Source organism: Microbacterium sp. W1-4-2, assembly GCF_058349885.2.
Window position 1 is genome coordinate 617,977 of sequence record NZ_JBYRJC020000001.1, and the last position, 19,029, is coordinate 637,005.

17 protein-coding genes are annotated in these 19,029 nt (G+C 70.5%); 8 read left to right on the forward strand and 9 right to left on the reverse strand.

The annotated features are described in order from the left end of the window. Window positions 1-49 precede the first annotated feature (49 nt). Window positions 50-1,234, reverse strand: a complete 1,185-nt coding sequence (locus AC3RX0_RS02690) for an acyl-CoA dehydrogenase family protein (RefSeq protein WP_491504395.1) — start codon at window positions 1,232-1,234, stop codon at window positions 50-52. Between the two features lie 47 nt (window positions 1,235-1,281). Here AC3RX0_RS02690 and AC3RX0_RS02695 point away from each other — a divergent pair, with 47 nt between their 5' ends. Together AC3RX0_RS02695 and AC3RX0_RS02700 are read left to right on the forward strand one after the other, a co-directional pair. Continuing rightward, window positions 1,282-1,506 (forward strand): hypothetical protein, encoded by a 225-nt coding sequence (locus AC3RX0_RS02695; RefSeq protein ID WP_491504396.1) that lies wholly within the window; start codon window positions 1,282-1,284, stop codon window positions 1,504-1,506. A 99-nt stretch (window positions 1,507-1,605) separates the two neighbouring features. Further along, the gene (locus AC3RX0_RS02700) at window positions 1,606-2,031 is read left to right on the forward strand and encodes a MarR family winged helix-turn-helix transcriptional regulator (RefSeq protein WP_498165857.1); all 426 of its coding nucleotides are present in this window, start codon (window positions 1,606-1,608) and stop codon (window positions 2,029-2,031) included. Window positions 2,032-2,101: 70 nt separating this feature from the next. Here the strand turns inward: AC3RX0_RS02700 and AC3RX0_RS02705 are convergent, their stop codons facing one another. Beyond that, window positions 2,102-4,987, reverse strand: a complete 2,886-nt coding sequence (locus AC3RX0_RS02705; protein ID WP_491504398.1) for a PxKF domain-containing protein — start codon at window positions 4,985-4,987, stop codon at window positions 2,102-2,104. Window positions 4,988-5,132: 145 nt separating this feature from the next. On the opposite strand from AC3RX0_RS02705, the gene AC3RX0_RS02710 reads away from it, so the two are divergent. Beyond that, complete coding sequence (locus AC3RX0_RS02710) at window positions 5,133-5,597, forward strand: DUF3817 domain-containing protein (RefSeq protein ID WP_491504399.1); 465 nt, start codon at window positions 5,133-5,135, stop codon at window positions 5,595-5,597. Between the two features lie 9 nt (window positions 5,598-5,606). Here AC3RX0_RS02710 and AC3RX0_RS02715 read toward each other — a convergent pair whose 3' ends face one another. After that, window positions 5,607-6,707: a tellurite resistance/C4-dicarboxylate transporter family protein gene (locus tag AC3RX0_RS02715; RefSeq protein ID WP_491504400.1), complete on the reverse strand. Its 1,101-nt coding sequence runs from the start codon at window positions 6,705-6,707 to the stop codon at window positions 5,607-5,609. Window positions 6,708-6,759: 52 nt separating this feature from the next. On the opposite strand from AC3RX0_RS02715, the gene AC3RX0_RS02720 reads away from it, so the two are divergent. After that, on the forward strand, window positions 6,760-7,623 hold the full coding sequence (locus tag AC3RX0_RS02720; RefSeq protein ID WP_491504401.1) for a hypothetical protein: 864 nt from the start codon (window positions 6,760-6,762) through the stop codon (window positions 7,621-7,623). Between the two features lie 9 nt (window positions 7,624-7,632). On the opposite strand, the gene AC3RX0_RS02725 is transcribed toward AC3RX0_RS02720, so the two are convergent. Then, window positions 7,633-8,001 (reverse strand): VOC family protein, encoded by a 369-nt coding sequence (locus AC3RX0_RS02725; protein WP_491504402.1) that lies wholly within the window; start codon window positions 7,999-8,001, stop codon window positions 7,633-7,635. A gap of 155 nt (window positions 8,002-8,156) precedes the next feature. On the opposite strand from AC3RX0_RS02725, the gene AC3RX0_RS02730 reads away from it, so the two are divergent. The 3 genes from AC3RX0_RS02730 to AC3RX0_RS02740 all read left to right on the forward strand — a co-directional run bounded on the left by AC3RX0_RS02730 (window position 8,157) and on the right by AC3RX0_RS02740 (window position 12,671). Further along, window positions 8,157-10,721, forward strand: coding sequence for an ATP-dependent Clp protease ATP-binding subunit (locus AC3RX0_RS02730; protein WP_491504403.1), 2,565 nt, complete (start codon window positions 8,157-8,159; stop codon window positions 10,719-10,721). 123 nt (window positions 10,722-10,844) lie between these two features. Beyond that, a complete protein-coding gene (locus tag AC3RX0_RS02735; RefSeq protein WP_491504404.1) occupies window positions 10,845-11,612 on the forward strand; it encodes an LLM class flavin-dependent oxidoreductase in 768 nt (255 codons plus the stop codon). 63 nt (window positions 11,613-11,675) lie between these two features. After that, window positions 11,676-12,671, forward strand: coding sequence for an epimerase (locus AC3RX0_RS02740; RefSeq protein WP_491504405.1), 996 nt, complete (start codon window positions 11,676-11,678; stop codon window positions 12,669-12,671). On the opposite strand, the gene AC3RX0_RS02745 is transcribed toward AC3RX0_RS02740, so the two are convergent. The 3 genes from AC3RX0_RS02745 to AC3RX0_RS02755 are packed head-to-tail and all read right to left on the reverse strand — an operon-like array spanning window position 12,655 to window position 16,259. Continuing rightward, on the reverse strand, window positions 12,655-14,055 hold the full coding sequence (locus AC3RX0_RS02745) for an MDR family MFS transporter (protein ID WP_491504406.1): 1,401 nt from the start codon (window positions 14,053-14,055) through the stop codon (window positions 12,655-12,657). The two genes, AC3RX0_RS02740 and AC3RX0_RS02745, sit on opposite strands and share 17 nt — an antisense overlap. A 3-nt stretch (window positions 14,056-14,058) precedes the next feature. Beyond that, window positions 14,059-15,390 (reverse strand): DUF4921 family protein, encoded by a 1,332-nt coding sequence (locus tag AC3RX0_RS02750; RefSeq protein ID WP_491504407.1) that lies wholly within the window; start codon window positions 15,388-15,390, stop codon window positions 14,059-14,061. Then, window positions 15,387-16,259: an NYN domain-containing protein gene (locus AC3RX0_RS02755; RefSeq protein ID WP_491504408.1), complete on the reverse strand. Its 873-nt coding sequence runs from the start codon at window positions 16,257-16,259 to the stop codon at window positions 15,387-15,389. Before AC3RX0_RS02755 ends, AC3RX0_RS02750 begins: the two co-directional genes overlap by 4 nt. 37 nt (window positions 16,260-16,296) lie before the next feature. Here AC3RX0_RS02755 and AC3RX0_RS02760 point away from each other — a divergent pair, with 37 nt between their 5' ends. Then, window positions 16,297-16,680 carry a PLDc N-terminal domain-containing protein gene (locus AC3RX0_RS02760; RefSeq protein ID WP_491504409.1) on the forward strand — a complete coding sequence of 128 codons (384 nt, stop codon included), beginning with the start codon at window positions 16,297-16,299 and terminating at the stop codon, window positions 16,678-16,680. Here the strand turns inward: AC3RX0_RS02760 and AC3RX0_RS02765 are convergent. Continuing rightward, complete coding sequence (locus AC3RX0_RS02765) at window positions 16,638-17,657, reverse strand: Gfo/Idh/MocA family protein (protein WP_491504410.1); 1,020 nt, start codon at window positions 17,655-17,657, stop codon at window positions 16,638-16,640. The two genes, AC3RX0_RS02760 and AC3RX0_RS02765, sit on opposite strands and share 43 nt — an antisense overlap. A gap of 30 nt (window positions 17,658-17,687) precedes the next feature. Then, window positions 17,688-19,007 carry an O-acetylhomoserine aminocarboxypropyltransferase/cysteine synthase family protein gene (locus tag AC3RX0_RS02770; protein ID WP_491504411.1) on the reverse strand — a complete coding sequence of 440 codons (1,320 nt, stop codon included), beginning with the start codon at window positions 19,005-19,007 and terminating at the stop codon, window positions 17,688-17,690. Window positions 19,008-19,029: the final 22 nt, after the last annotated feature.

The window sequence follows — 19,029 nt, forward strand, 5'->3', positions numbered from 1 at the left end:
CCGTACGCCGCTCTCGACCCCGAGGTGCCCGTGGGCGGCGGGGTGACGCTCAGCTGAACGCGTCGGCACCGGTGAGCTCCCGCCCGAGGATGAGGGCGTGGATCTCATCGGTGCCTTCGTAGGTGCGCACCGCCTCGAGATTGGCCATGTGGCGCATCACCGGGAACTCGTCCGTGATGCCGTCTCCGGCGAGGATGCTTCGTGCGCGACCCGCGATGCGGATCGCCTCGCGCACATTGTTCAGCTTCGCGACGCTCAGCTGTGCGGGGGCGAGGGCTCCGGCATCCTTCAACCGCCCCAGGTGCAGCGCGAGCAGCGCGCCCTTCTCGTACTCGAGAAGCATGTCGGCCAGCTGCGCCTGGATGAGCTGACGCGCACCGATCGGCGCGCCGAAGACCTGGCGGGTGCGGGAACGGCCGACGGCGGCCTCGAGACACGTGCGCGCGGCGCCCATGGCACCCCACGCGATCCCGAATCGGGCCTCGTTCAGGCACGTGAACGGTCCGCGCAGGCCGCGGGCGTCGGGCAGCCGAGCCTCCTCGGGCAGTCGGACCTCGTCGAGGTCGATGTCGCACTGGATCGACGTGCGCATCGCGCGCTTGCCGGCGATCGGGCTCGCCGTGAACCCGGGGGCATCGGTGGGCACGAGGAACCCGCGCACGCCCTGGCGGGTCTGCGCCCACACCACCGCGACATCGGCGACTGTGGCCAGGCCGATCCAGCGCTTGTGTCCGGTGAGGATCCAGTCCGCGCCCTCGCGCCGCGCGAACGTGGCCATCGCCGCCGGATCGCTGCCGCCTGCGGGCTCGGTCAGGGCGAAGCATCCCACCGCGCGCCCGGCCGCCATCTCGGGCAGCCAGCGCTGCTTCTGGTCTTCGGACCCGAACGTCGCGATCGCCGTCATCGCGAGCGACCCCTGCACCGAGACGAAGGTGCGCCAGCCGCTGTCGACGGCCTCGATCTCGAGGCACGCGGCGCCGTAGCTCGTCGCACTCGCCCCGGTGCAGCCGTAGCCGTGCAGATGCATGCCGAGCAGTCCCGCCTCGCCGAGCGCAGGGATGTGTTCGGCGCGGAAGCGCTGGGTCTCGAAGTCGTCCTCGATCGTCGGGGCCAGCACGTCGCGGGCGACGCCGCGCGCGACCCGCTGCCACCGGCGGGCGTCGTCTGGCAGCAGGTCGTCGATGCAGAAGGCGCGGGCGAGAGCCTCTTCGCCCGTCAACGAGTCGTCGGTCACGATGCGATCATCCCAGAGCTTCGTCGTCGCCTCGCTATGGTGAGCCTATGAACGACTATTCCGGCATGGCTGCGGGCCTGGGTCTGGGCATCTTCATCATCGGGCTGATCATCTATCTGGCCATCATCGCGCTGTCGCTGTGGATCGGATACCTCATCATGCGTACGGCGGTGAAGAACGGCATCCTGCTCGCCGACGAGGAGCGTCTGCGGCGCGGGTTCCGTCCCGGCGGGGGGCCGCAGCCGCCGATGCCGCCGCAGACGTATCGGTAGAACACGGCTCACACGGCGCGCCGGATCAGAACGGGGGATCGTCCCCGTACGTGAGCATGCCGGCGGGTGCCGCAACGGGCGACGACTACGATGGATGCCATGCCCCAGCCGCGTCGCTTCAGTCCCGTGATCTCGCTGCTGACGCTCGCGAGCATCTGGGACGTCCAGTTGAACAAGCAGCTCAAGGGCCTCGGCCTGACCACGCGCAAGTACGGCCTGCTCGCGCACATCCAAGCCACGCCGGGCATCTCGTTCTCAGAACTCGCGCGTCGCTCGCAGATCACGGTCCAGACGGCGCACACGGCGGTGCGGGCGCTGGTCGATGACGGTCTCGCGGCGGATGCCACGGCCCACGCCGGTGCTGCCTCGGATCTGCGCGTTACCGACAAGGGCTCGGAGGCCCTGGCCGAAGCCGATGCGCGGCTCGAGAAGCTCGACGCGGCTTTCGGGACAGACGCGCCCGTGCTGACCCGTGCGCTGGAAGGCCTGCACGAGGAGCCGTTCGGAGAAGGGCTCTCCGACTGACGACTGCGCACGCCACATCGCCTGCCTGCGGTGCGCGATGACCGCAGGCAGGCGATGACGGGTCGCGCGGCTATTTCATCTTGAAGAACGCCCACATCGACGAGCCGTCGGCGGTCGTCAGCGTGACCTTGTAGCACTTGCCGGCGGACGCGGACGGTGTCTGCCAGTTCTGCACCCACTGCTGAGCCGAGGCGTCATACCGCAGGCTCGTTCCGCCCGTCGTCGTGATGATGTCATCGCTGGTCGTGGGGTCGCTGCCACACGTCATGGGTGTCAAGTTGAACTTCGCGCCGAGCTTCACCGTGTCGGTGATCGGAGTGCCGTCGGCGGTCACCGTGAACTTCAGCGGCACGGTCGAACCCCCCTTCACCGTGTTGACCACGGTGCCCATGTCGATGGGCTTGTAGAACCCGTTGATCGTCCAGGCGCCGATCTGGAAGGTCACCACGTCCGTGCTGTCGAGGTGGTTGTCGTCACCCGTGAAGGTCGCCGTCGCCGTCGCCGTGCCGACCTTCACGTTGTCTTCGTACGTCACCTCGACGGACTGATCGAGCCCGCCGATGCCGGTCACGCGCGCCGTGCACGGCGTGAGCGCCGACCCGTTGAACACCAGGCGCACCGGGCAACTGACGACCGTCGTCGAGCTCGCCCGGCCGATCGTGAACGTCGAGTCCTTCGTCGACCCGTCATGGTCGTCATCGCCCGTGTATGACGCGCTGACGTGCGCGGTGCCCGCATTGACGTTGTCGCTGTAGACGAGCGAGGCCGACACGTCCACCGAGAGGTCGCCGGCGCCCGTTGCGGTGGCGCGGCAGGGCGTGTGCGCAGTGGTGTCGAACGTCACGGGCTCGTCGCAGGTGATCGTCACGTCGGAGGTCGCCTTGGTGATCTCGAAGTCTGCAGACCCGGTGCCACCGAGGTGGTTCCTGTCGCCTGCGAACGTCGCGGATGCGCTGGCCGGGCCGACGTGGACATTGGCGGTGTAGTCGACGGCGACTGCCTCGTCGAGTCCGCCGACACCCGTCACGCGGGCCGTGCACGGCTCGATCGGCGAGCCGGTGAACGGGATGGCCTCGGCCGGGCAGGTGACGGTCGTCGTGGAGGACGCCTGGTCGATCGTGAAGCCGCCATCGGCCGTCGTGCCGATGTGGTTCAGATCGCCGGCCCACGCCGCCTGCGCCGTGGCAGCACCGGCATCGGTGTTGTCGGTGTAGACCACGTCGACGTTCACGTCGTCGAGCCCGGCTCCCGACACCGTCGCGGTGCACGGAGTCAGCGCCTCGCCGGTGTACACCTCGGAGGAGGGGCACGTCAGCGTCATGGACGACGCAGCGCGATCGATCGTGAAGTGCGCCTCGTCACCGCTCGCCTGGTGGTTGTCATCGCCGGTGTACGACGCGGTCACGCCGGCCGTCCCCGCGTTCGTGTTGTCGGTGTAGGTCAGCTCGGGCGCGCCGGTGATCGTCCCGCCTTCGCTCGTCGTCTGCGCCGAGCACGGAGTGAGCGCCTCGCCGGTGTAGGTGACCGGCGCGTCGCACGTGATCGTCGTCGTGGTGCCCGCCTTCGCGATGGTGAACGTCGTCGACTGGTCGGCGGCGGTGTGGTTGTCGTCGCCGGCGTACGAAGCGCTCGCGATGGCCTGACCGGCATTCGTGTTGTCGGAGTAGCTGACCTCGAGGTCCTGAGAGAGGCCGCCGGCTCCGGTGACCTTCGCGGTGCACGGCGTCTGAGCCGTACCGTCGTAGACCGTGTCGGAGCAGACGATCGCGATCGACGAGGCGGCTCGGCCGATCGTGATCTGCGCAGTGCCGTTCTGGGCGAGGTAGTTCGGGCTGGTGAAGGTCCAGTCCGCCGCGCCGCCAGGCACGCCAGTGAACGATGCGCCGAGATCGAGACCGTCGCTCAGGTCCACGTCGTCGAGCCCGGAGCAGGAGCCGGTGGCGCCGTGGGCGGCGCCGTCGTAGTCGCCGGCGAATCCGCTGACTGCACACGTCGCGGTCGCTCCTGTGATCGCGAACGTCGCCGTGTCATCGGATGCCGCGTGGTTGTCGTCGCCTGCATAGCCGGTCGTGACGTGGGCGGTGCCGACGTCTGTGTTGTCGGTGTATGCGGGGATCGCGGTGAGGTTCAGGCCGTCGGTGGTGGTGACGGTGGCCGTACACGGAGTAAGCGCTTGACCCGTGTACGTGACTGCGGCCGGGCAGTCCAGCGTGGTCGTCGAGCCGGCCGGAGTGATCTGGAACGTGGCGGGTCCGCTGCTGCTCGCGTTGTGCGTGCCGTCTCCCGTGAAGGATGCCGTCGCGGTCGCCGTCCCCGTGTTCGTGTTGCTCGAGTACGTGACCGGGAGGGATTGCTGGAATCCGTTCTGGCCGGTCACCTCGGCCGTGCACGGCTCGAGGGCCGCTCCTGTGTACGTCACGGAGGTCGGACAGGAGACGGAGGTGGTCGTATCGGTCTTCACGCTGCAGTCCGTGGTCCAGGTGACGGGGATGCTCGCGCTCCGCGTCAGCGTCCCGCCCCCTGACTGCGCCCCGGTGGCGGTGAAGGTGACGCTGACGCCGGGAACGTTCGCCGTCACGTTCGGCAGGGCGATGACCGTGCTCACCTTGGTCGACAGCTCGTTGTTGGTCGCGGACGACCAGTCGGAGGGCATTGTGATCGTTCCCGCCGCGGCCGGCACGGTCACGACCGGATTGTTCGAGATCGCCGTGACGGTGACTTGCGCGTTGTTTGCGAAGACCTGGCCGTTGCCGTTGCGGCTGATGGCCACGGTGACGGTCTTGGTCGCAGTGGTTCCGCATACCGGGGCTCCGAAATCGACGGAGCTTTGGGTGCCGATCGTGAGTGCGTCTCCGTCGATCGCGACGTTGTCGGCATGAGCGGCGCCGCCGACGGCGACGACGAGGGCGGTCGCCGCGATGGCGATGGCGGACAGCAGGGTCGGGCGATGCTTCATGGTCCCCCCAGTGGACTCATGGGAATGATAGGAAATCCTGAGCGGATCCCAGATTTCCGCTCAGTTTCGGATCACCATAGCGGAGCGGTCCCCGCGGCGGAAGAGGAAATTTTGAGCCGAAAAATCCTTCAGTTAAACTGAAGGCGTGTTCCAGACCCCTTCCGCACTGTTCCGCGTCTTCGCCGTCGGCGAAGCCATCTCCTGGACGCTGCTGATCGCAGCGCTCATCGTCCGCGGGGCCACCGGCTTCGCCATGGTCGTCCTGATCGGCGGCGGCATCCATGGATTCGTCTTCCTCTGCTACGGCGCCACAGCGATCCTCGTGGCCAAGAACAACCGCTGGCGAGCGTGGCCGATCGTGGTCGCCCTCGCATCGGCCGTGGTCCCGTACGCGACCGTCCCGGCCGAGATCTGGCTGCACCGCACCGGCCGGCTCACCGGTGCGTGGCGGATCACGGCGACCGACGATCCTCGCGACGGCACGTGGCACGATCGGCTGCTGCGCTTCTTCCTCGTGCGGCCGGTGCTGTTCGGAGGTCTCGCGGTGGTCGCCGTGGCATGCCTCTTCACCGCGCTGCTCGTAGTGGGCCCTCCCGGCGGGCGGGCCTGACCGGCGGGCTCAGCGCATGGTGGGCGTGGCATCCATCGTCGCTTCGCGACCGTGCCCGCGCGGTGCCCGCAGCACCGTCCGCCACAGGTTGACCAGCATCCACACGAACGTGCCGGCCCAGGCCGCCAGGGCGATCCAGCTCTCGGCGTAGCCGATCGAGTGCACGACGGGCAGCCGGTCGACGTCGCCGAGGAACTGCGACCCCACCCCGTACATCCCGAGCGGGAAGATGATGCTCCACAGCGTCGCCTCGTACCGGAACGGGATGCGGTGGCGCACGTGGCGCCACCACCCGGCCATCACCAACGGCGGGATCAGCCAGGTGCCGAACGCCCAGAAGAAGACGGCGGCGCCGGCGATAAGCCCCCGGGTGGCGTCGACCATCGGGGCGTTCGCCATCTCGACGATGCGGGCGCCGGCGACCACGGTGATGGCCGTCGCGCCCATTGCGACCCAGTACGGCGGCGTGAGGTCTTCGGGCCGGAACGGCACCGTCAGCATCCGCACGCCGACGAACACGCCGACCGCGCAGTACAGGAACGTGCCCACCGACCACGAGAAGACCGCCAGCAGCGCGAGCGCGTCGCGCCACTGCGCGAGCTCGACCTCGAGCGTGGCGGCCAGCACCGCGATGGACTGGCTGGCGACCGCCCAGATGAACCACGTGCCGTTCGCGGTCGTGATCGGCGCCGCCTTGCGGTCGCCGAGCACAGCGGTCCACGGCACCGTGTAGCCGAACACGATCCACGCGACGGCGGCCACCAGCAGCAGGACGACGGCCACGCTGTGGAAGCCGTCCTCTTCGCTGAGCCGGCTGCCCAGCACGCACGTGGCGGCCACGAACGTGAAGAAGCCGAACGCGCGCGCGGGGTCGGCGAAGTCCTCGGCCATGGCGGACCGGTGCCGCACGATGCGGATCGCGTTGAGCACCAGCAGCAGGAAGTACGCCGCGCCGCCGATGGCCAGCAGGATCGTGGATGCCGCGACCCAACCGTCGGTGCGCATTCCGATCGAGACGATGCCCGTCGCCATGACGAGGGCGAAGTATCCCGGTGTGAGGCCCTCGACGGCCTTGTCGAGACGGCCCGGCAACGTGGAAGGCGAGGACACGCCCCCAGGCTAGTGCCCGTGCGCGTCGCACGTGGGGTGCAGGATCGTGAATATGCGATTGTCGAGCACGTCGTCCCAACGCACATACCGGTACCTGCGGATCGCCATCGTCGGCGCGGCCGTCGTGCTGGGGATCGGCATCGTGGCGGTGACGGTGAGCGACGGGCCGATCACCTCGATCAGCGGGATGTACTACACGTCGGGGCGCACGATCTTCGTCGGGTCGATGTGCGCGATCGCGCTGGGCCTGGTCGCGCTGTCGGGGCACAGCGTCGAACAGGTCCTGCTGGATGTCGCGGCCGTCTTCGCGGCCCTGATCGCCGTCGTGCCCACACCGGTCGGCGCGGGGGATGTCCCGGGGCCGGCGCCCGCGTGCGCGGTGGGGGCGACGGTGTGCGTTCCACCGGCCGAGTTCGCCGGTGCGCGGACGGGCATCATCGTGCTTGCCATCGTCGCGGTGCTCGGTGCGATCACGGCGATCGTGCTCGCGCGCGTGCAGCACAGCGTGACCCGCGGTGTGCTGATCGGCGCGGCCGCCGCCGTCGCCGTCGCGGCCGGACTCGTGGTCTGGCTCGGCGTCGCGCCGCACGGGCTGCTCGGGATCGGGCACCTGGTGGCCACCGGCGTCTTCTTCGGGCTCATGGTCGCCGTCGCGATCGTCAGCGCGATCACCGCTCCGCGCATCTCCCACCCGCGGTGGCGCTACGTCTACACCGCGGTGGCCGTCGGCATGGTCGCCTGCCTGTCTTACCTGGCCGGGGTCGAGTTCGCACGCCTGAACGGCGCCGACCTCATGGGACAGCCCTGGGTGCTCGTCGGGGAGGTCGGTCTCGTCGCTCTCTTCGCCGTCTTCTGGATCGCCCAGACGGTGCAGAAGTGGGACGAGACCGACCCCTCGATCCTGCCCAAGCGCTGAGGGGCCCGATCAGCGGGCCGGCACCTGCTGCAGCGTCCAGCGGTTGCCGTCGGGGTCGCGGAACGTGACGAACCGCCCCCACGCCTGCTCGTCGACGCCGTCGGCCTCGACCCCGAGGTCGCGCAGGTGGGCCAGTGCGTCGTCGGCGTCGGGCACCACGACCTGGATCGTGTTCTGGCGCCCCGGCTCGAGGTCGATGCCGAGGTTCGTGCCGAACGCGATCGAGCAGGCCGAGCCGGGCGGGGTCATCTGCACGAAGCGCAGCCCCTCGAACGGCGTCTGGTCGTGGTCGGGGTGGAACCCGATGCGGGTGTAGAACTCCTTCGCCCGGTCGACGTCTGTCACGGGGACGAAGATCAGCTCGATGCGCCAGTTCATGGGAATCCTCCAGGGGTGATGTGCCTCCACGCTACGCAGAGGTTCCGACATCGGCTGCGGCAGGAATACGCTCGTCTGTCCTGCGTTGAACTTGATACAACCGTGCTCAAGTTTGTAAACTTGACACCGTAAGACTCATCTTTGGGAGATCACGAATGAACGACGATGGCACACCCCCGGTCGAGGGCGCCGCTTCCGGCGCGAGCGCGTTCGACGACTTCCTCGCGCGCTACCTCGCCGGTGAGCGCGCCCGTGAGCAGCGCTCGATCGACCTCAGCAGGTTCCTGACCGCGCGCACACAGGAGATCCTGCAGCGCTCGGCGCAGTACGCGCTCGAGCGCGGCCAGCGCGAGGTCGACACGCTGCACCTGCTGCACGTGCTGATGGACGCCGACGCGGTGCAGGCCGCCGTGCGTCGCATCGGCGCCGACCCGGCGGCGATCGCGCGTGCAGCCGAAGAGCGCCTGCCCTCGGCGGGCCGCAGCCAGGAGGGCGCCGACGGCGCGGTCATCACCCCATCGCTGCAGCGCTCCCTGTTCCACGCGTTCCAGGTCGCCCGCTCGTCCGGCTCGACCTACATCGACCCCGAGCACCTCTTCTTCGCGCTCGTGCTCGGCCAGGACGCCCCCGCGGGCCAGGTGCTCGCGAACGCCGGCGTGACCGCCGAAGCGCTCACCCAGGGCACGCGTGAGACCGTGACCCCGGGCAGTGCGCCGGCGAACGGCGAGACCGCGGCCCAGGCATCCGGCACCCCCATGCTCGATCAGTTCGGCACCGATCTGACCGCGCTCGCCGAGGCGGGAACGCTCGATCCCGTGATCGGCCGGGCCACCGAGATCGAGCAGACGATCGAGATCCTCAGCCGCCGCACCAAGAACAACCCGGTGCTGGTCGGCGAGGCCGGCGTCGGCAAGACCGCGATCGTCGAGGGCCTGGCCCGGGCGATCGTGGCGAACCAGGTTCCCGAGCAGCTGCGCGGCAAGCGCGTGGTCGCGCTCGACCTGCCGGGCATGGTCGCGGGCACGCGCTATCGCGGCGACTTCGAAGAGCGGCTGACCAAGACGATGGACGAGATCACCGCCCGCAAGGGCGAGCTGATCGTGTTCGTCGACGAGCTGCACACGGTCGTCGGCGCCGGCGGCAACGGCGACGGCGGCATGGACGCCGGCAACATCCTCAAGCCACGCCTGGCCCGTGGCGACCTGCACCTGATCGGCGCGACGACGCTCGACGAGTACCGGCGGATCGAGAAGGATGCCGCGCTGGAGCGCCGGTTCCAGCCGGTCAAGGTGGGCGAGCCCGGTGTCGAGGACGCCGTGAAGATCCTGCAGGGGCTCAAATCCGCGTACGAGCTGCACCACGGCGTGACCTACACGGATGACGCCCTGCGCTCGGCCGTCGAGCTCTCCGACCGGTACCTCACCGAGCGCGTGCTGCCCGACAAGGCCATCGACCTGATCGACCAGGCCGGCGCCCGGCTGCGCCTGCGCCTGGGTCTGCAGACCGACGCCACCCAGCTCATGCAGCGCCTCGCCGACCTCGAGGCCGACAAGAACGCGGCTGTGGCCGCCGAGCACTACGAGGACGCATCGCGCATCCGTGACGAGATCGGCCAGGTGCAGACCCGGCTCGACGAGCTCGCAGCCGGCGCCGGCGGCCCCAAGGCAGAAGCCGTCGTGGACGAGCCCGAGATCGCCGCGGTGATCAGCCGGGCCACCGGCATCCCGGTCTCGCGCCTGACCGAGACCGAGCGCGACCGCCTCGCCTCGCTCGAGGACGAGCTGCACGCCCGGGTCATCGGGCAGGACGACGCGGTGACCGCGGTCGCCAAGGCCGTGCGGCGCAACCGCACGGGCATGGGTGACGCACACCGGCCGATCGGGTCGTTCCTGTTCCTCGGCCCGACCGGCGTCGGCAAGACCGAGCTGGCCAAGGCCCTCGCGCAGTCGCTGTTCGACGACGAGTCGGCCGTGATCCGGTTCGACATGAGTGAGTTCGGTGAACGGCACACGGCCGCACGCCTGGTCGGTGCCCCTCCGGGATACGTCGGCTACGACGAGGCCGGGCAACTCACCGAGCGCGTGCGGCGCAACCCGTACGCGGTCGTGCTGTTCGACGAGATCGAGAAGGCGCACCCCGACGTGTTCAACCTGCTGCTGCAGGTGCTCGACGATGGGCGCCTGACCGACGGGCAGGGCCGCACGGTCGACTTCCGCAACACCGTGGTCGTGATGACCTCGAACCTCGGCAGCGAGTTCCTCGCATCGCGCGGCGGGGCGATCGGATTCCTTGCCGACGGCGGCGGAGCGACCGGCTTCGGCAGCGAGAAGGACCTGCGCGACCGCGTGTTCGCGAAGCTCCGCGAGGCGATGCGGCCCGAGTTCCTCAACCGCATCGACGAGATCGTGCTGTTCCGCAAGCTCGACCGCGAGCAGCTGCGCGAGATCGTCGGGCTGCTGCTGGGCGCGACCCGCAAGCGCCTGGCCGGGCGCAGCGTGCACGTCGAGGTCGCGGACGCCGCCGTGCAGTGGCTGGCCGACCACGGGTACGAGCCCGAGTACGGTGCGCGGCCGCTGCGCCGGCTCATCCAGCGCGAGGTCGACGACCGCATCGCCGACCTGTTCGTGTCGGGTGCGCTCGTCGACGGGGGAGCGGTGACGGTGGATGCCGCGGCCGACGCGCTGGTCGTGACGGCCGAGGCGGTCGCCCGGGCTGCGTAGGGGATCGTGCCGGACCCGCGCGTCGCCGAGGATCCGCGCAGCCGTGCACGGCGTGCGGCTGCCTCGGGCCGGAACGGCGTCATCCGCCCCTCCGAGACGAGCGACCGTGACACACTCGTTTGCATGAGCGATGCACCCGTCTCGATCGGAGTCGCCGGCGCGCTCGGTCCGTCCGCGATCGCGCAGATCGCCGCGGCGGCCGAAGCGGCCGGCCTGTATGCGCTGTGGGTCAACGACACCCCCGGCGGCGATGCGTTGGCGGCGCTGCACGAAGCGGCGGCGGTGACCGAGCGCCTCGTGCTGGGCACCGGCGTGATCGCGCTCGACCGCTCGACGCCCGACGAGATCCTCGCCCGGGCCGACGGCCTGCCCGAAGACAGACTGATGCTCGGCATCGGCTCGGGTCAGGCGTCCGGCCCCGTGCTGGCGGCCGTGGGAAACGCGGTCGACACGCTGCGCGCCGGCACCGGCGCCGGCATCGTGGTCGGGGCGCTCGGTCCGAAGATGCGGGCGCTGGCGGCACAGCAGGCCGACGGCATGCTGCTGAACTGGCTGACGCCGCAGATCGCCGCCGCGCAGTCCGCCGAGGCCCACGCGGTCGCCCCCGGCGCGCACGTCGCGCTGTACGTGCGCACCGCCCTCGACGAGGCTGGGATGCCGCGGCTGCGCGCCGAGGCGGACCGCTATGCGCGCTTCCCGAAGTACACGGCGAACTTCGATCGACTCGGCGTCGAGGCGATCGACACCGTGATCACCTCCGATGCGGCCTCCGGCATCCTCGCCTCGTACCGCGGGGCCGTCGACGAGGTGGTGCTGCGCGCGATGACCGACTCGGACGACGTCGAGGCCTACCTGCGCTTCGCGCGGGGCGCGGGCGAACTGGCCGGGTAGATCCTGGTGATCAGCGTCCCGTCTGCTGCCGGGCCCGGCGAGCCCGCCCGCTAGGCTCGCATCATGCCTGCCCCGATCGCCGTGCTCGCCGGCGGCTCGGGGTTCGTCGGCACGGCCCTGGCCGCGGCACTCGAAGCCGACGGGTATGTGCTGCGCCGGATCGGGCGCACCGGCTCCGACGCGACCTGGAAGGATGCGCACAGCGTCCGCGCCGCAGTCGACGGCGCCGACCTGCTGATCAACCTGGCAGGAAAGTCCGTCGACTGCCGCTACACCGACCGCAACCGCGACGAGATCCACCGCTCGCGGATCGCGACCACCCGGACGCTGCACGATGCGGTGGCCGAGGCATCCTCGCCCCCGCGGCTGTGGCTGAACGCGAGCACCGCGACCATCTACCGGTACGCGATCGACCGCCCGCAGACCGAGGCAGACGGCGAGCTCGGCACGGGCTTCTCGGTCGACGTCGCGCGCGACTGGGAGGCCGCATTGTTCGCCGGCAACCTGCCGCACACCCGCCGGGTCGCACTGCGCATGGCGATCGTGCTCGGCGACGGGCCGGCGACCTCGATGCTGTTCCGTCTGGCTCGCTGGGGGCTGGGCGGACCGCAGTACGACGGGTGGTGGTTTGCGCACCGTCGCTACCGGGGGATCGGTCCGCACGCCAGTGGAGACGGTCATGCCCCCGGGCACCGCTCGAAGGGGCGGCAGCGGTTCAGCTGGATCCACCTGGACGACGTCGTCGGCGCCGTGCGGTTCCTCCGGGATCATCCGGGGATCGAGGGGGCGGTGAACCTCGCGTCACCGCACCCGAGCGACGACCGCACGCTCATGGCAGCGCTCCGGCGCAGCGTGCGGATGCCGATCGGCCTGCCCGCCCCTCGTTTCGTGCTCGAACCGGCGATGTGGGCGCTGCGCACCGAGCCCGAGCTCGTGCTGAAGAGCCGGTGGGTTGTGCCGCAGCGCCTGTCAGACGCGGGTTTCGTGTTCGCGCACACAGACCTCGACGAGGCCCTGCGCGAGGTGTGGGCGCGGCGGGGGGCTACTCGTCGTCGCTGATCGGCACGCGCGGGATCAGGGCCGTGCAGGCGACCAGCAGCACCGCTGAGACCGCGACGCCGAGGAAGACCGCGGCCGACCCCGCCTGAATGGCGTCGGGATGCCGCGCCCCGCCGTGCCCGAGGATCACGGCGTTGGCGATCGCGCCGTACACGGCGACGCCGACCGAGCTGCCCACCGAACGGGCGAGCATGTTCGTGCCCGACACGACGCCGCGCCGACGCAGATCGACCGACGACTGCGCGGCGATGAGCGCAGGATTGGCCACGAGCCCGAGGCCGAGCCCCACCACGAAGCATCCGATCGCCGTGAGCAGGATCGAGGGCGAGGCGGCGAAGAGCACCATCAGCGCGGTGCCCACCACCGACAGACAGCTGCCGATCACGGCCGTCGCGCGAAAGCCGATGCGCAGGTAGAACCGGCCCGCCAGCGCACCACTGATCGGCCACCCGAGACTGAGCACGGCCACCGCGAGCCCGGCCAGCAGCGGTGTCGCTCCTGCCGTCGATTCCAGGAACGTCGGCACGAACGAGGTCAGACCGATGAGCACCGCGCCCACGCCGAGAGCCGCGAACGACGTGGTGACCACCACGCGGCTCGAGAACACCCACGGCGCGAGCACCGGATCGGCCGCACGACGCTCGACCAGGGCGAAGGCCACCAGCAACGCCGCGCCGCCGACGAAGCATCCCACACTCTGCCAGCTGTTCCACGCCCAGCCCTGAGCGCCCTCGAGCACACCGAGCACGAGCAGAACGAGCGCCGTGGTCAGCAGCGTCGCGCCGGTGATGTCGATGCGCTGCCGGTGCCGGTCGAAGTGCTCGTGGTAGCTGCGGCGCAGCATGAACAGGGCCAGCAGGCACAGCGGAACGTTGATCCAGAAGATCCAGCGCCACGACACGAACTGCGCGAACACGCCGCCCAGGGTGGGACCGGCCACCGACGAGATCGCCCACACGCTGGCCAGATACGCCTGCGCGGTCGCGCGCTCACGGACCGTGTAGATGTCGCCGGCGATCGTCATGCTCGCCGGGGTGATGGCGCCGGCGCCCAGTCCCTGGATCGCGCGGAACGCGATGAGGGCGGGCATGCTCCACGCCAGGGCCGCCAGGATCGAGCCGCCCAGGAACAGCAGGATCCCGGCGATCATGACCGGCTTGCGGCCGAACGTGTCGCAGAGCTTCGCATACACCGGCACCGACGCCGCCTGGGCGAGCAGGTACACCGAGAACAGCCACGGGAACTGGCTGAAGCCGCCGAGGCTCCCGACGATCGTCGGCACCGCGGTCGCGAGGATCGTCGAGTCGATCGCGATCAGGAACGTGCCGAGCATGAGCGAGACCAGGATCTGGCCCCGGGTTCCGCGCAGCGACACCTCGGCCATGGCTCAGTCCGCGTACCGCAGGCGTGCGTCGCCGGGCGAGCACTCGTCGCCGATGCGGATGCCGACGGCGATCGCGCCGGCTTCGCGCAGGCGCACCAGCTCGGCGACCGCGCGCTCGCGCAGCGTCCACGGGTCGATCGTGTTGACATACACCTTCGTGCCGCCCTCGAAACCGGCCGGGTTCGAGATGCGCCACTTCAGCACGATGCGCCAGGGCATGGGCTGCGTCGCGTCGGCGGGACGGTAATGCCATTCCTCGTTGGTGGGAACGTGCACCCCGGTCGCAGCGTGCAGCGCGTGCACGAGGTCCGAGACCGCCCGCGCTTCGGCCGCGGAGTGCTCGGCGGGGTGGTTCGCCCGCGCCGTCGAGTAGACCTCGAACGCGGGGTAGCGGTGGCCGACGCCCGCGAACGCGACCGCGCCGTCGACGGCGGCCACGACGAGCCCTTCGCGCACCGAGAGATCGGCGATCGCGCGCTGGTACAGCAGCGCATCGTCAGCCAGCAGCGACAGCTCGTGGTCGAGGTGCGGACCGTGTTCGTCGATGGCGACGAGCTGCTTGTGCAGGTGCTCGAAGGATGCCCCGGCCGGCCGCAGCCAGTTCTGGAACACCGCGACGTACTTCGCGTGCGGCTGCGCCGCCTCGATCTCGTGCGGCGCCCGCACCGTGAACGTCATGTACGCGGCGTGCTGGGCGGGGGTGAGCGTGCCGGAGGAGACGAGCTCGTCGTCGCGGGTCGCGCCCTCGCGCACGTGGCGCCGGGCGACGACGACGTCGTGCGACCCGCCGACGAGGTCGAGGGCGGCCTCTTCGAGGCTCGGACGGGTTCCGGATGCCGCGGCCCGGATCGCCGCGAGACGCTCGATGTGCGCGCGCCCGGCCTGGTCGGACAGGTACGCGTCGGCCCACCGGACCACGTCGGCCGGCTGGCGGAAGCCGTGGTTCTCGCGCCAGTACTCCGCCGACACGATCTCGAACAGATTGCCGAAGCGGCGGAACTCGGCCACGGTGTCGTGCAGGGCGCCGGCCGGCACGTGCTCGAGCAGGCGGTGGTCGGGGCCGGCCAGCCGTGCCTTCTCGGGCGTCGTCTCGAGATACCGGTCCTCGCAGAACGCGCACAGCCGGGTGGCCTCGCCCGGCTCGAGGATGCGCGGCTCAAGACGCTCGGGCGCCAGCGGCCGGTTCGCACGGCCCGGCACGGTCCATACGTGGGTGCCGGTCAGCGGCCCGATCTGCTTGACGGTGCCATCGGCAAGCCGCTGGAGCGGCGCGGTGCCGTCGGCAAGCCGCTGGCGCGGCGCGGTGCCGTTCTCGGTGAGCACCGTGCGACTCATGCGCGCGACGGCTGCAGCCGCACGCGGACGATGTTCGTCGACTCGTCGAGCTCGGCGACATCGGGGTGGGCCTTGACGAAGTCCGAGAACGACTTGTGGCCGAGCGCCTTCTCGCTGAAGGAGGGGTCCATCCGGCGCAGCAGGTTCTTCACGGCCGACAAGTGCATCCATTCGTCGTCGGTGCGCACGTGCTCGAGCACGAGGGCGCGCTCGAGCAGCTCGCCGGCCTGATCGGGCTCCTTCTTCTTGCGCCGGCGGGTGGGCGCGGCATCCTTCGCGCTGTCCTTCTTGGCGGGCTCTGGCGTCGTGATGCCCGGCAGCGAGTCGTAGTCGTCGAACTGGTCGCACGCCGCGGCCAGCGACTTCGCGGTGGATCCCGCCACCCCGACCCCGACGACGAATCGGCCGAGCCTCTTGCAGCGCTGCGCGAGCGGGACGTAGTCGCTGTCGCCGCCGACGATCACCACGTGCGTGAGGTCGGGCAGCCGGAACATGTCCTCGACGGCGTCGACGGCCAGCCGGATGTCGGCGCCGTTCTTCGCGTACGCGGCGGCGGGGAACAGCTGCACCAGATCCACGGCGCGCGCGACGAGCTGCTGGCGGTACTCGCCGTTGACGGGGCTCGACCAGTCGGCGTACGCGCGGGTGAGCACGAGGGTGCCGAAAGAGGCGGCGTAGTCGATGATCGCACCGATGTCGATCGTCGCCTCGTTCAGCCGCTGCGCGATCTCGGGCTCGGACACGTCGGCGGCGATGCGCTGCCGGTCGCGCGAGTAGGAGTTGCGCCCGTGCACGCGGTCGTACCAGGACATGACGATGTTGTCGAAGTCGAGATAGACGGCGACGCGGGCATCCTGAGACGTGGGCATGCGTCCAGTGTGTCAGGTCGCCCCTATGCTCTGTGTCATGTCGTTCCTGTTGTGGTTGCTGGTGGTGGCGGCGATGGTGGTCGCTGTCGTCGACATCGTGACGCGCGACGACAGCCAGATCAAGCACATGCCCAAGCTCATGTGGCTGATCCTCGTGATCCTGCTGCCGCTGGTGGGCGTCGTGCTCTGGTTCGCGATCGGTCGCGATCATCCCGCGCGGTCACCCCGCCCGCAGCGCACATCGCCGCGCGCGCGTCCGACGCCGCCCCCGAGTCGGCCGCACGACCCGCGCAGCACCGAGCAGCAGCTGGCCGATCTCGAGCGCGAGATCGAAGAGGAGCGGCTGCGTGCAGAACTGCGCCGTCGCCAGGGCGGCTCTCACACCCCCGACGACACGTCCTCGGGCCCGTCCGCGTCGTAGCGCACCCCGATCTGCCGGCGGATCTCGTCGAGGACGGCCATGATCGCGACCGACTCGTCGATGGGCAGGATGCCGCTGTCCCGGGCGCCTCGTGCGATGATCTCCTCCGCGGCCAGCGCCTCGAACTGCATGCCCCGGCCCGCCACCCGGCTCGTGAACTCTTCCACGACCCGCCCGTCGCCGGCCGTGAGCCGGAAGGTCGTGGGGGCGTACCAGACGCGGTCGATGTCGATGCGCGCCTCGGTGCCGACGACGTGCGCCGTGTTGGGTCCCGCGGCACGCGAGGACGACAGCGTGGTCGACAGGGTGCCCCCGGGATGCGTGGCAACCGTCGCCACCTCGGCGTCGGCACCCGTGGCGCCCAGGCGCGCCTGCGCGGCCACGGAGGTGGGCACGCCGAGCACGTCGCACGCGAATGAGAGGGGATAGACGGCGAGGTCCAGCAGTGCACCGCCGCCGAGCTCGAGCGCGTTCAGGCGGTGGGCGGGATCGAGCGGAAGGCTCTGCGTGTGGTCGGCGAACACGGCGCGCACGTCTCCGAGGGCGCCGTCGTCGAGCAGTTCGTGGATGCGGCGCATGTGCGGCAGATACCGCGTCCACATCGCCTCCATCGCCAGCAGCCCGCGGGCGGCGGCCGCCGCACGCACGGCCGACGCCTCGCGTGCGTTCGCCGTGAACGCCTTCTCGACCAGCACGTGCTTGCCGTGCTCGAGCGCCAGAAGGGCGTTCTCGGCGTGCAGCGTGTGCGGGGTGGCGATGTAGACGATGTCGACGTCGGGGTCGGCCACCAGCTGCTCGTACGAGCCGTGCGCGTGCGGGATCTCGAAGGCCTGCGCGAACGCGTCGGCGGCCTCCTGCCGTCGCGATCCCACCGCCTGCACGGCGAGGCCTGCTGTACGCAGGTCCGAGGTGAAGGAGCGGGCGATGCCGCCCGTGGCGAGGATGCCCCAGCGAAGGCCTGTGCGAGGTGCGGTCATGTCATCAGGCTAGCTTTCGCCGCGACCGGATCAGAGCCGCGACAGCGCCCGGTCGAGATCGGCGACGATGTCGTCCGGGTCTTCGAGGCCGATCGACAGGCGCACGGTCGTGGTGGAGATGCCGGCATCGGTCAGCTGCGCCGTCGACAGGTGGCTGTGGGTCATCGAGGCCGGGTGGGTCACGATGCTGCGGGCGTCGCCGATGTTGGCCAGCAGCCGCAGCACGCGCAGTCCCGCGACGAACGTCTCGACGCGGGCGAAGTCCTGCGCGTCGTCGCCGGTGCCGTGCAGGTCGATCGAGAACACCGACGGCACCCCGCGGGACAGGTACGTGCCGGCGGCGCCGTGCCACGCGTTGCCGGGCAGACCCGGATGGTGCACGCGGGCGACGGCGGGGTGGGCGGCGAGATGCTCGGCGACGCGCTGGGCGGAGGCGGCGTGCCGCTGCATCCGCAGATCCAGTGTCTCCAGTCCCTGCAGCAGCTGGAAGGCGCTGGCCGCCGACAGCGTCGGGCCGAGGTCGTGCATGTACTTGGCCTTGATGAGCGCGATGAACGGCGAACCGCCGGCGAAGTGCTCGGCCAGGCTCTTGCCGGGCACGCGCCGCGATGGCTCGGTGATCGCCGGCCATCTCGTCGGCTCGGCGGAGAAGTCGAACGTGCCCAGGTCGACGATGACGCCGCCCAGCACCGCGCCGTGTCCGCCGATGAACTTCGTCGCCGAGTGCACGCTGATGTCGGCGCCGAACTGCTTCGGGCGCTGCAGATACGGGGTCGCCACGGTGTTGTCGACCACGAGCGGCACCCCGGCCGCATGCGCCACGTCGGCGACCGCACGCACGTCGAGCACCTGGGCGATGGGGTTCGCGACGGTCTCGGCGAAGAATGCGCGCGTCTCGGGGCGCACCGCGGCACGCCAGGCGTCGATGTCGTCCTGGTCGACGAACGTGGTCGTGATGCCCCAGTCCGGCAGGGTGTCTTCGAGCAGATCGACCGTGCCGCCGTACAGCTGCGAGGCGGCGACGATGTGTCCGCCCCGGCCGGCGAGGGCGACGAGCGTGAGGGCCACGGCGGCCTGGCCCGAAGCGAGGCCCGCCGCAGCGACGCCGTCTTCGAGGGCGGCGACCCGCTGCTCGAAGACCGTGACGGTCGGATTCGCCGTGCGCGAGTAGACGTCGCCGTCGCGGCGATGCGCGAACAGATCGGCGGCGTGCGTGAGCGACTCGAACTCGAACGCGTTCGACTGATAGATCGGCGGCACGGCGGCCGCCGGCGCGGTCAGCGCCGAGAATCCGGAGCGCACCTGCACGGTGGCGAAGGCGGGCGTGGGACGGTCGGCGGTCTCGGACATGCCCCCATTCTCACCGTGGGGG